We start from the raw sequence: 11733 nt of genomic DNA on the forward strand, positions 1-11733 counted from the left end.
CGCAACAATGTAGACCGCGCTCAAGTTCCGCAGATAGCGCTCGAACACCTCCCACATCGCAAGAACCCCGCATATGGCATGATGGTCACGGCTTTGCCGACATTCACCGAAATGCGGCGAAGCCATTGAGCTTTTCGGGATTTTCTACGAGTAATGTCGCACGGTTTGTTCGTCCGGCAGCCACGCCCACAAGGCATCGAGCACACCGCCGTCGTCGGGCATGGCCCGATAGCGCACCGGATGCGGCCAGTTCGTTCCCCAGACAAGGCGATCGGGCCGGATTGCGCGAGGCGGCGGGCGAAGGGAGCCATGGCGCGGACCTTAAGTTGCCCATATTTGCCCCACATGTCAGGATAGATACCGACGTTATTGCCGCCGATGCTGGTGCAGTCGAAGGTCTTTTCGATCAACCGGCTCACAGGTCAGATCGCCGTCCGCGCGACCGCGGCGGATCAGCCGCCGAGATAGGCCTTTCGCACATGCTCGTTCGCGATCAGCTCCGCGCCGACGCCGGACAGCACGATGCGACCGCTCTCGATGAGGTAAGCCTGATCGCACATCTCAAGCGCAGCAAAGGCGTTTTGCTCTACCAGTAAAACGGTTGTGCCGGCATCGCGGATGCCGCGGATGATAGCAAACGTTCGCTCAACAATATTCGGCGCGAGCCCAAGCGACGGCTCGTCAAACATGATGAGGCGAGGCCGCGACATCAGCGCCCTGCCGATCGCCAGCATCTGTTGCTCGCCGCCCGACAGGGTACCGGCCGCCTGCCGCCTCCGCTCCGCAAGACGCGGAAACTCAGTGAAGATGCGGTCACGGTCCGCGGCGATCCCGCTCGGGTCGTTACGGAGATAGGCGCCCATGTCAAGATTTTCCTCGACAGTCATGTGCGGAAACACGCGCCTTCCCTCCGGGCAATGCGCGATACCGCTCGCCAGCACGCGCGGCGGTCGCGCCGCGGTCATATCCTTGCCGTCGAAGAGCATCTGTCCGGAACGCAGCGGTACCAATCCGGAAATCGCGCGCAGCGTCGTGCTCTTGCCGGCGCCATTGGCGCCGATCAGAGCGACGAGCTGCCCGGCCTTCACCTGCAGCGAGATGCCCCGCAGCGCGGTAACGCCGCCATAGCCGCAGACGATGTCGCGGATCTCAAGCACGCGCGGCTCCCTGCCCGAGATAGGCTTCGATAACGTCAGGATCGTTCCGGATCGCATCCGGCGGTCCTTCCGCGATGATCCGGCCGTAGTTCAACACCACGATCCGATCCGACACGCTCATCACCATCGGCATGTCATGCTCGACCAGAAGGATGGTGACGCCGCGGTCGCGGATATTGCGGATGAGTTCGACAAACGTGTGGGTCTCCGACGCATTCATGCCAGAGACCGGCTCATCGAGCAGCAGCATCGACGGCTCCGCGGCCAGCGCCAGCGCCACGCCGACGAGGCGCTGCTCGCCATAGGACAGCGAACCTGCGGGGTCGTGGGCGCGACGCTCGAGCCCGACCCATTCGACGAGTTCGGCGGCGCGCTCGCGCAGCCTGCGCTCCGACGCGCGTCCGCGCGGCAGCCCAAGAATCGCTTCGAACAGGCCAACCCGGCCCTGGCGGTGCAGCCCGATCAGAAGATTGTCGTAAACCGTGTCGTTCGGGAAAACACTGGTCCGCTGAAAGGTGCGGATCAATCCGAGATCAGCGATCTGATGCGGCTTCAGTCCGTTCAGTGTGGCCCCGCGATAGCTCACCTTGCCGTGGGCTGGATCCAGAAAGCCGGTCATGACGTTGAACGCGGTGGTCTTGCCGGCGCCGTTCGGGCCGATCAGGCTGACGATCTCGCCCTCGCCTACCGTGAAGTTCATGTCCGAGAGCGCGACGAGCCCGCCGAAGCGAACGGCGACCTGCTCCACGTCCAAGGCGATCGCACGCGAGGTCACTACGCAGGCTCCTTGGCACGTTCGGAAAAGGCAACCGGAGCAACCGTTGCGGCTTGGCGCTTCCGTTTCGCGAACCGCTGCGCCAATGAAGGTACGATGCCGCGCGGCAGTACGAAGAGGATCACGATCAGCACGCCCCCATAGGCGATCCATTGTGCTTCCGGCGCCATGATCGGACGCAGGACGACCGGCAGCAATCCGAAGATCAGGCCGCCGATGACCGGTCCGGCCAGTGAGCCCTTGCCGCCGCTGATGACCATGATCACCATCGTCACCGTGTTGATGAAAGCGAACACCTCGGGATCGATGATCCGGATGTAGTGCGCATAAAGGCTACCGGCCGCGCCCGCGATAGCAGCCGAGATGACCGCGGCGAGCGTAAGCGTCTTCGTGACGTCGATCCCGACCGACACCGCCAGCGTTTCGTTTTCCATCAGCCCGCGCATGGCGCGGCCAAAATGGGAGTGCACGAGCCGCGCGATCAGGAGGTAGGCGACGACTGCGACTGCGAGCACGAGATAATAGTTCTGCAGCTTGGTGCGCAGCGTCAATTCACCGAGACCCGGCAAGCCAATCGCGATCGACGGGATATTGGTTAGCGCCAGCGGCCCCTGTGTCAGCTCGACCCAGTTCAGCGCCACCAGCCGCACGACCTCGGCAAAGGAAATCGTGACGATCACGAAATAAGCGCCGCGGACGCGGAAGGAAAGCAACCCGACGAAATAGCCGCACAATCCCGCGACCAGGATCGCCAGCGCAAGCCCCGCAATCGGTGGCCATGGTTCGTGAACCAGGCGGAAGCCGCCGGGCAGGCCGATATCGAAGCCGAGCGAGGTCAGCGCGCTGACATAGGCGCCAATGCCGAAGAAAGCGATGTGACCGAGGCTGAGCTGGCCGGTGAAACCGAGCAGGAGATTGAGGCTCATTGCAGCGATGATGAAGATTCCGGTCGTGATCAGCGCGTTCAGGAGATAAGGATCGCGCAGCCAGAGCGGCACGGATGCGAAGGCTGCAAGCGCGAGGATGGTGATCGCTGCCTTCATCCGACGCGCTCCGAGCGCGCGAACAGACCGGTTGGCTTGAAAATCAGGACCGCGATAATGATCAGGAAGCCCATCGCATCGCGGTATCCCGACGAGATGTAGCCGGCGCCGAGTTCTTCGGCCAATGCCAGTATGAAACCGCCGATGACCGCGCCGGTGATGTTGCCGAGCCCGCCGAGGATCACGATCGCGAACGCCTTGACTGCGGCAAGATCCCCCATTTGCGGAAAGATCACATAGACCGGGCCGAGCAGCGCGCCGGCCGCAGCGGCCAGGCTCGAGCCGATCGCAAAGGTCGAGGTATAAATGAGATCGACATTGACCCCCATCAGCGACGCGGTGTCCTGGTCCTGGAACGTCGCGCGCATCGCACAGCCAAGCTTGGTGCGGTTGATGAGCAGGTACGTCACCATGATCAGAAGCGCTGCGGCCGCCAGGACGAACAGCCGTAGCCAGGAGACCGAGACAGGCCCCAAGACAAGCGGCGCTTCCGGAAACGGTGTCGCGACCGATTTCGCGACCCCACCCCAGATCCACAGTGTGGCCGACTGCATCGCGATCCAGGCGCCGATCATCACCAGCATGGTGGTGTCGATATCGGAGCCGCGCAGCGGTCGCAGCAAAGTCAGTTCAATCACCGCGCCCAGGAGCCACCCCGCCACGACGGCGATGGGCAGCGCGAGGAAGAAGTTGAGCCCAAGCTGCTGAACCACGATGAACATGATGTAGGCGCCGAACGTGTAGAGCACGCCATGCGTAAAGTTCACCACGTTCATGATGCCGAAGATCAAGGTCAGCCCGATCCCGAGCAGCGCATAGGTGCCGCCGAGGACGAGCATGTTGATCAGATGTTGCAGAAACTCGCTCAAGGCGGCTCCGGGCTATCCTGGTGCGGGCGAGGACCGCAGCGCGGCCCTCGTCGATAGATGACGCGAGATCAGAGTGTCTTCATGTCGACCTTGCCGTCGCTGATCTCGATCAGGTAGACGTTCGGCTGGCTCTGGCCGCTCTCCTTGCCTTCCGGGCCGGACTTGCGGAACACGATGTCGCCGTTCAAGCCCTTCACGTTGATGTCCCACAGCGCCGCCTTGATGGCCGCGGACTCCGCCTTGCCCGCCTTCTCGATCGCGGCTGCCGCAGTACGGATGCCGTCATAGCCGCGGAAACTCTCGGTGCAGCCGGCAAAGTCGAAGCCGCGCTTCTTCCATTCCGACACGAAATAGTTGGTCGCTTCCGGATTCGGCGTCTTCTCGGGGAACCAGGGCAGGAAAGTCGTCAGGTGCATGGTGCCGTTGGCCGCGGCGCCCGCCTGCGCGATGATCTGATCCGGATTTTGCGAGCCGCCTGTGGTGATGATGCGCTTCTTGAGGCCCAGCGCCGCCGCCTGTTTGAAGATCAGAGTGAGTTGGTCGACCGCGGTCGTGACGATCACGGTCTCGGAGTCCGAGCCTTTGATCTTGGAGAGCTGCGCGCTCATGTCCTGCGCGCCTTGGTCCATGGTCTCGACCAGACCGATGCCGATCCCCTTCTCCTTCATCATCTTGGCGAAATCGTCCGCCGTGCCGCGGCCCCAGTCGTTGTTGATGACGAGAAAATCGACCTTCTTCAATGCGAGCTTGTCGACGATGCCCTTGAAGGCGGCCGCTTCGACCGACGACGGCGGCGAGATACGGAAGATGAAGGGATTTCCGGTGGTGGTGATCTTGCTGGACGACGACGTCTCGACGACCATCGGCGTCTCGTACTCGATCAGCTTCGGCATCACCGCGAGCGTCAGGCTCGATCCCCATGCCCCCATCAACACCGGCACCTTGTCGCTGGTAATCAGCTTCTCGGCGACGGCCGCTGCTTCTGTCGGATTGCTCTTGTTGTCCTCGATGACGAGCTCGATCTTCTTGCCGAGAATGCCGCCCTTGGCGTTGATCTCGTCAGCGGCGATCTTGGCGCCGTTGACGACATAGGTGCCGGATGCGGCGAACGCACCGGTGAGCGGTTCGTTCACGCCGATCTTAATGGTTTGCGCCTCGGCCCCGCCCCCGAGCAAAGCGGTCGCCAGCGCAATTGCCGGAACAATCCAGGAAGTCCTAATCATGTAGCTCTCCAATTGCTCTGCTGATCTCCGCGCAGTCCCAACCTCGCCGCCCCGCGATATGGGGAGACGCCGAAACATCATGCCGCTCCGTCTCGTCCGACGAAGCGACCCAACCAGCGCGCGATGCGCGCGCGAAAGACACCTGAAATCATCGAAAATCCCTTCAGCTCCTTCGCGGTTGCCTGCTCGGGCGAGGCCCCCGACATGCGGCGATCGAGATTGGCGGCAAATTCCGCGATCAGCCGCTCGGCGAGGTCGCGCACCAATCCCGGCCGCCCGATCTGCGCCAGCATTCCCGTCAGCGTGTATCCGATTAAGAGATCGACGCGCGTCGCCGCGCCCTCTTCGATCGGCGCCAGCTGGTACCGGATTTCGCCCTGGGTCGCCGAACGGCTGCGCCGATCGTTGCCGATACCGACCATGCGACCGGAGAGATTCTTCGGGTCGCGTTCGATGCGCGCCATGCCCTGGAAGCTCGCGGCGACCGGACCAAGCTTGACGCGGATGGCGCCTTCAACCCGTTCAGGGCTCGGGACCGCCGTCAACGACGCGCCTGGCAGGCAGGCCGCGACGGCGGCGATGTCGTCGAACGTCGCAAAGACATCCTTTGGCGGGTACGGGAGCGTGAAGTCCCGTTCGAGCCGGTTGGCCGGGGTGAAGTCAGGAATCTCGGCCGGCGATGCCACCGTCTCGGATGCATAGGTGGGTTCAGTTTGGATTGGCTGCGGGACCTGGATCGCACCGTCTCGCCCACTTCGCCCGGAGCCCGCTGGCCCCAAGACCTTGCGGCCGCCGTCCGGTTCGGGCGCGATATTGCGGGCACGCCGCGCCTCGATCACGGACTGCACCGCGCGCACGATGCCGACGTAACCGGTACAGCGGCAGAGATTTCCGCTCAGGCCGATGCGAATCTGGCGCTCATCGGCGGCAGCCAGCCGCAGGACCAGATCGCGCGCGGAGACCAGCATGCCAGGCGTGCAATAGCCGCACTGCAAGGCGTGCTCGCGGGTGAAGGCAGCGCGCAGCTCGGTCGTGATGTCATCCTCATCGAGGCCCTCAATCGTGGTGACATCGGCCCCCTCGCAAGCCACGGCATAAGTGATGCACGAGCGCGCCGGCACGCCGTCGAGCAGCACTGTGCAGGCGCCGCAGATACCATGCTCGCAACCAAGATGCGTACCGGTCAAATCAAGCTTGTCGCGAACGAAATCGGCCAGACTCATGCGCGGCTCCGCCTCAGCCTGCACCGCACGTCGGTTGACGTTGAGCGCAATCGTGTTCATGCGGCCGCCTCACGGACGGCGCGCCTGAGCACGCTCACATGGATATGTCGGTCGGCCGGATTGCCGATGCCGGCCTTGGCGAGAAGAGCGTCGGCGACGCGCACGTCAAAACGTTCCTTGAAATCGCCGACGACGCGACCACCGAACAGTTCCGCAGCATCCGTGATCACGATCGGCGCGGTGTCGATGGCGCCCATCACCACGCGCGCCGTCGCGGCGCTCGGATCGATCATGACGGCGCCGAGCGCATGCGCGAACTCGCCGGTCTTGCGGCAGCTCTTGACGTAGCCCCAATGCGCCGATGGCGGCCGCGCCGGAACATGGATGGTCGCGACGATCTCGCCCGGACGCAAAATGGATTCCAGGGCTCCAAGGATGAAATCTTCCAGCGCGACCGTGCGTGTCCCCGCAAGGCTGCGCAGCGTCAATCGGGCGCCGAAAGCTGCAAGCGCCGACACCCAGTCCGCGGCCGGATCGGCATGGCTGAGCGAGCCGCCGATCGTTCCGCGGTTGCGCACGGCGCGATAGGCAATGTTGGCGGCGACACCCCGCATGGCGCCACGCGTCACATCCGGCGTTCGTCCATCCTCGATGTCGGCGTGCGTAATGCAGGCCCCGAGCACAAGCTCGTCGCCGCGTCGCTCGGCTTGTTTCAGTTCGGCAAGGCCGGTGATGTCGACGACCAGCTCCGGCTGAACCAGCCGCAGGTTCAGCATCGGACCGAGCGACTGCCCGCCGGCGATGATCTTCGCCGACCCGTTGGCTTCGGCCAACAGCGCAAGCGCCGCCGGCAGATCGCGTGGACGCTCAAAGCCGAAGGGCGCGGGTTTCATGCCGCCGTCCTTTCTGCATCGCGAGCGGCGAGGATGGCCTCGACAATACGGTGCGGCGTAATCGGCGACTGCATCATCTCGACGCCAAGCGGTCTCAGCGCATCATTGATGGCATTGGCGATCGCGGCCGGCGGTGCAATCGCGCCGCCCTCGCCGATGCCCTTTACGCCGAACTGCGTGTAAGGTGACGGCGTCTCCATATGGTCGAGGCGCGCCGCAGGCACCTCGGTCGGTCCGGGCAGAAGATAGTCGGCGAGCGTCGTCGCGAGCGGCTGGCCGGACGCATCGAACGGCATCTCCTCGTAAAGCGCGGTGCCGACGCCCTGCGCGAGGCCGCCATAGATCTGGCCGTCCACGACCATCGGATTGACCAGCACGCCGCCATCCTCGACGACGACATAGTCGAGGATTTCGACCTCTCCCAAATCGCGATCGACAGCGACAACGACTGCATGCGCTGCATAGCTGAAGGTGCCGCTGTCACGCTGCGGCTTGTAGCCGGCGGTGACCTCAAGCCCGCCGGGATCGACATCGGCAGGCAGGTCCTGCGGGCGGCGATACCAGGTGTAGGCGATCTCCTTCAACGTCACGCTGCCGTTGACGCCGCGCACCTCGCCGTTCTGCAGCACCACCGCTGCCGGGTCGTGCTGCAACAGCTTGGCGCCGATGCGCCTGGCGCGCTCGCCGAGTTCGCGGCACGCGGTGGCGACTGCGCCACCCGCCATCACCATCGAACGCGAGCCCCAGGTACCCGTCGAATAGGGCGTCATCGCGGTGTCGCCAAGGATGATGCGCACGCTTCCGACATCGACGCCGAGCATCTCGTGGGCGACCTGGGCAAGCGTCGTCTCCATGCTCTGCCCGTGCGAATGCACTCCGACGCGCAGTTCGAGACCACCGTCGGGCGTCAGCCGTGCCGATGCCTGCTCGTGGCCCGGCACCATCGGAATGCCCCAGCCGGCATAGACCGAAGTGCCGTGTGCCGCCTGCTCGCAATAGATGGAGACGCCGATGCCGATCCGCCGTCCATCAGGCTCTCCCGCGCGCTGGCGTTCGCGCACCGCATCGATATCGATCGCCGCCAGAGCCCGCCGCATCGCCTCGGGATAATCGCCGCTGTCGAAGTGTTTCTTGGTGATGTTGTCGAACGGCATCTGCTCCGGTTGGATCAGATTGCGTAGCCGCACTTCGCCTGGCTCGAGGCCCGCCTCCGCCGCAACCAGATCGAGCATCAGTTCCAGCGCAAAGCAGACCCCGGTGCGCGCGACGCCACGATAGGGCAGGATCGGGCACTTGTTGGTCGCGACCGAAAAGGTTCGGCAGCGATAGGCCGGCATCAGGTAGGGACCGGGCAGGATGCTTGCGACCTGCGCCGCCTCGAGGCATGCCGAGAACGGATAGGACGAGTAGGCACCGGAATCGACCGTTGCCTCACAATCGATGCCGCGCAGCGTTCCGTCACTGTTGGCATAGACCGTGATCTTGTAATGATGCTCCCGACAGTTTGAGCTCGCGGTGAGATGTTCGCGGCGATCCTCGGTCCAGCGCACCGGCTGGCCACAGCGCATGGTCAGCCAGGAGAGGCAGACTTCCTCGGGAAGCAGAATTCCCTTGTGGCCGAAGCCGCCGCCGACATCGGGCGAGATCAGGCGAATCCTCCCCTCCTCCATGCCAAGGCACTCGGCAAGGCCGCTGCGGGTGACGTGCGGCATCTGGGCGGCGGAATAGAGCGTGAGCTGATCGAGCCGGTGATCGAAAGTGGCGACCACGCCGCGCCCTTCGAGCGGCGACATGCATTGTCGTGCGGTCGAGATCTCGCGCGTCACCTTGATTGGCGCATCCAGCGCTGCTGAGATGTCGACCTCATAATTGGTCTCGAGGAAGACGTTGTCGCCCCAGTGCTCGTGCACCAGCGCCGCACCAGGTTCGCGCGCCTTCAGCATGTCGTAGACCGCGGGAAGCTCTTCGAGATCGAGCGTGACAGAAGCCGCGATATCCTCGGCTTCGGCACGCGTCGGCGCCACGCACATCGTGACGAGTTCGCCGACTTGACGGACCTTGCCGGTGGCGAGCACCGGCTGTTCGGAAATCTTGAAGCCCGGCAGCGCCGACACCGCGCGGATCGGCTTGACGCCGACGAGATCGGCGGCGGTGAACACGCTTGCGCGGTATTGCTCGGGCACATGGATGCCACGAATGCGCGCATGGGCCAGCGGGCTGCGCACGAACGCAACATCCTGCAGCCCGGCGAGACGAATGTCGGCCACGAACTGGCCGCGGCCACGCATCAACCGATCGTCCTCCTTGCGCGGCAGCCGCGCGCCGACGCCCTGCCCGGCGCCTGCCCCTGGTGCGGAAGAAAAGTCACGCTCGTTGCGCATAGTGGCGTCCCCCGATCGGGCTGCTACGGCCTCCCTACGCCGCGACCGCTTGCGGCAGGATCGGCGCGACCGCGTCGTAGCGCGTGCCGGCACGCAAACAGAACGTCGGCTGCAGTAGCCGTTCGGCAATGACTTCAGTCTTCTCGTTGTCGCGAAGGACAAATCGGCCGGTGTGCTCCGTGAGCACCGAGACATCGGCATCCCTGCCGACCCTGAGCGCGCCGATCTCCTCATCACGGCCAAGCATCTTCGCCGGATTGGAGGTGACCATCGGCACCACCTGCTCGAGCGAGAGCCCCAGCGCCATCATCGAACTCATCGCCTGCACCAGGCTGAACTTTGCCTGGCCGGCGAACGGATGGTTTTCTTCATCCTCGTGCTGTTCCGGTGTACCGGCCGGCGCGGGCACATGGGTGTTGTAGCCGTGGATGTCGGCGCCGAGCGTGGTCGGAACGATGCCGGCACTGATCGCCTTCTTGGCGAGCCGGTAGGAAAAATGACTGCCATGACCGACATCGACCTTGAGGCCTCGGTCGAGCGCTGCCTGGATCACCGGATGCACCTCGCCCTCGCGGTTGACGAAGCCGCCGGGATGGCGCGTGAACGGATGCGCCAGGATATCCCCTTCGCGCAACAGCGGGATCACACGCGTCAGGATCGTGTCGGCATCCTCGCCGTTCGCACCGCTTTCGGGCAGACCCCAGAGCTGACCGAAATGGACATAGACAGGCAGATCGGCGCGGCGACCGATCTCCGCGGACATTTCGATGACGCGAATGCCCCAGCGCGCAAAGCCGCCGATCTCAGCATGCGCCTTGATGCCGCGAACGATATCAGGATTGGCCCTCGCCGCCTTGACGGTGGCATCGATGTCGACACCCTCGGGGCTATAGAGCTGCGGATAGTAATGTCCTTCGAGCCCGCCAACGAGATAGGCCGACAGGAACGCATAGACGCGCGACTTCGCAGATTCGGCGATGAAGTGGCGAAAGCCCGGAAGCGTCATGCAGGACGGACCGCCCTGATCGACCAGCGTTGTGACGCCCGACTGCACTCCGACCATGTCGGCATTCATGCCGAAACGTCCGGTGACATATTGATAGACATGCGCGTGCGTATCGATCAGTCCCGGCAACACCAGCTTGCCGGCGACGTCGATCACTTCCCTCGCGCTGGTTGGCAGGATATCGGCCTGCACCGCCGCGATCTTGCCGTTGCGAATGGCAACATCCCGGATGCTATCAATGCCGGAGGACGGACAGATGACGCGGCCGCCACGCAAAAGCAGGTCGAAGCTGGCGCTGATGGACATGAACGTTCTCCTTAAGCTCTCGCCGGCGGGTTGGTCCCGCTCTCGCGGAAATACGAAGCATGCTTCGTATTTTTCAAAAAGCAAGCTTCGTGCCATGATCTGGTGATGGCGCGTGCGCTCGAATCGGGCTACTCGCGCCTCGTTCCAAGACTGGAGATTGTGCGTTGCAGCAAGCGAAGAAGCGTCGCGGCGAGACCAGGCATCGCCCATGGCCATTGTCACAACGGCCGGGGTTCCTGATCCGGCGCCTGCATCAGATTCACGTCGCGCTGTTCCAGGAGGCGTGCGGAGAATTCGAGATAACGCCGCTGCAATACAGCCTGCTCTCGGCGCTGGCGGTGCGAGGAACCGCCGATCAGACCACATTGGCGGCCGATATCGCGCTGGATCGGACCACGACGACGGGTGCGCTGAAGCGACTCGCCGCCCGAAATCTGGTCGAACGGGCCGTCAACAAGGACGACCGACGCGCCCGGCTGTGCCGGTTGACATCGACCGGAAAGGCCCTGCTCGACAAGATTGAAGCATCGGCGCGCGCCGCACACCGCACAACCCTCGGTGGCTTGACAGAGAAGGAACGCGGCTTGTTCATCGAAATGATGCAACGCATCGTTGCAGGCAACGCCAATCGCGACAGCGCCACTGCCCTTTTCGACTAGATGGAACACGAGCCGCTGGCTGTCTTTTTGGCGCGGGCTGCACAATCCGTGATCGCACGCTCGCTATTGCGGTCCCGGCTCTGCTGACGCCCGGACTGGCATGACCAAGCGATGCAACAGCCGGCCTGCACGTCGACATCGACCAAGAGCGATGCCGTCTCGGCCTTGAAAAGACAGGGTCAATTCTTCGAACCACCC

The 11733-nt window shown here is 63.9% G+C and carries 10 protein-coding genes; 1 reads left to right on the plus strand and 9 read right to left on the minus strand.

What is annotated here, in order from left to right:
* Window positions 1-452: 452 nt before the first annotated feature.
* From AC5ZGW_RS09370 to AC5ZGW_RS09410, 9 genes are all read right to left on the minus strand, one after another.
* Window positions 453-1157 (minus strand): ABC transporter ATP-binding protein, encoded by a 705-nt coding sequence (locus AC5ZGW_RS09370; RefSeq protein ID WP_165435068.1) that lies wholly within the window; start codon window positions 1155-1157, stop codon window positions 453-455.
* Entirely contained in the window at window positions 1150-1932 is a 783-nt protein-coding gene (locus tag AC5ZGW_RS09375; protein WP_028164693.1) for an ABC transporter ATP-binding protein, read from the minus strand. The genes AC5ZGW_RS09370 and AC5ZGW_RS09375 overlap by 8 nt, the downstream gene beginning before the upstream one ends.
* Window positions 1932-2975: a branched-chain amino acid ABC transporter permease gene (locus tag AC5ZGW_RS09380; RefSeq protein WP_130223849.1), complete on the minus strand. Its 1044-nt coding sequence runs from the start codon at window positions 2973-2975 to the stop codon at window positions 1932-1934. Before AC5ZGW_RS09380 ends, AC5ZGW_RS09375 begins: the two co-directional genes overlap by 1 nt.
* Window positions 2972-3844 (minus strand): branched-chain amino acid ABC transporter permease, encoded by an 873-nt coding sequence (locus AC5ZGW_RS09385; RefSeq protein ID WP_165435067.1) that lies wholly within the window; start codon window positions 3842-3844, stop codon window positions 2972-2974. The genes AC5ZGW_RS09380 and AC5ZGW_RS09385 overlap by 4 nt, the downstream gene beginning before the upstream one ends.
* Before the next feature lie 68 nt (window positions 3845-3912).
* Window positions 3913-5067 carry an ABC transporter substrate-binding protein gene (locus AC5ZGW_RS09390; protein ID WP_130223847.1) on the minus strand — a complete coding sequence of 385 codons (1155 nt, stop codon included), beginning with the start codon at window positions 5065-5067 and terminating at the stop codon, window positions 3913-3915.
* A 77-nt stretch (window positions 5068-5144) separates the two neighbouring features.
* Window positions 5145-6350: a xanthine dehydrogenase family Fe-S subunit gene (locus AC5ZGW_RS09395; protein ID WP_130223845.1), complete on the minus strand. Its 1206-nt coding sequence runs from the start codon at window positions 6348-6350 to the stop codon at window positions 5145-5147.
* Window positions 6347-7183, minus strand: a complete 837-nt coding sequence (locus AC5ZGW_RS09400; protein ID WP_130223843.1) for an FAD binding domain-containing protein — start codon at window positions 7181-7183, stop codon at window positions 6347-6349. The genes AC5ZGW_RS09395 and AC5ZGW_RS09400 overlap by 4 nt, the downstream gene beginning before the upstream one ends.
* Complete coding sequence (locus tag AC5ZGW_RS09405) at window positions 7180-9564, minus strand: xanthine dehydrogenase family protein molybdopterin-binding subunit (protein WP_130223841.1); 2385 nt, start codon at window positions 9562-9564, stop codon at window positions 7180-7182. Before AC5ZGW_RS09405 ends, AC5ZGW_RS09400 begins: the two co-directional genes overlap by 4 nt.
* A 34-nt stretch (window positions 9565-9598) precedes the next feature.
* Window positions 9599-10876: an amidohydrolase/deacetylase family metallohydrolase gene (locus AC5ZGW_RS09410; protein ID WP_130223839.1), complete on the minus strand. Its 1278-nt coding sequence runs from the start codon at window positions 10874-10876 to the stop codon at window positions 9599-9601.
* A 164-nt stretch (window positions 10877-11040) separates the two neighbouring features.
* On the opposite strand from AC5ZGW_RS09410, the gene AC5ZGW_RS09415 reads away from it, so the two are divergent.
* Window positions 11041-11535 (plus strand): MarR family winged helix-turn-helix transcriptional regulator, encoded by a 495-nt coding sequence (locus tag AC5ZGW_RS09415; protein ID WP_245474556.1) that lies wholly within the window; start codon window positions 11041-11043, stop codon window positions 11533-11535.
* Window positions 11536-11733 lie beyond the last annotated feature (198 nt).

Source organism: Bradyrhizobium sp. Crot121 (assembly GCF_059512385.1).

Excerpts from the sequence above, each read along its gene's own strand:
- AC5ZGW_RS09380 (WP_130223849.1), bottom strand. The coding sequence starts at position 2,975 with ATGAAGGCAGCGATCACCATCCTCGCGCTTGCAGCCTTCGCATCCGTG.
- AC5ZGW_RS09390 (WP_130223847.1), bottom strand. The coding sequence starts at position 5,067 with ATGATTAGGACTTCCTGGATTGTTCCGGCAATTGCGCTGGCGACCGCT.
- AC5ZGW_RS09400 (WP_130223843.1), bottom strand. The coding sequence starts at position 7,183 with ATGAAACCCGCGCCCTTCGGCTTTGAGCGTCCACGCGATCTGCCGGCG.
- AC5ZGW_RS09395 (WP_130223845.1), bottom strand. The coding sequence starts at position 6,350 with ATGAACACGATTGCGCTCAACGTCAACCGACGTGCGGTGCAGGCTGAG.
- AC5ZGW_RS09410 (WP_130223839.1), bottom strand. The coding sequence starts at position 10,876 with ATGTCCATCAGCGCCAGCTTCGACCTGCTTTTGCGTGGCGGCCGCGTC.
- AC5ZGW_RS09405 (WP_130223841.1), bottom strand. The coding sequence starts at position 9,564 with ATGCGCAACGAGCGTGACTTTTCTTCCGCACCAGGGGCAGGCGCCGGG.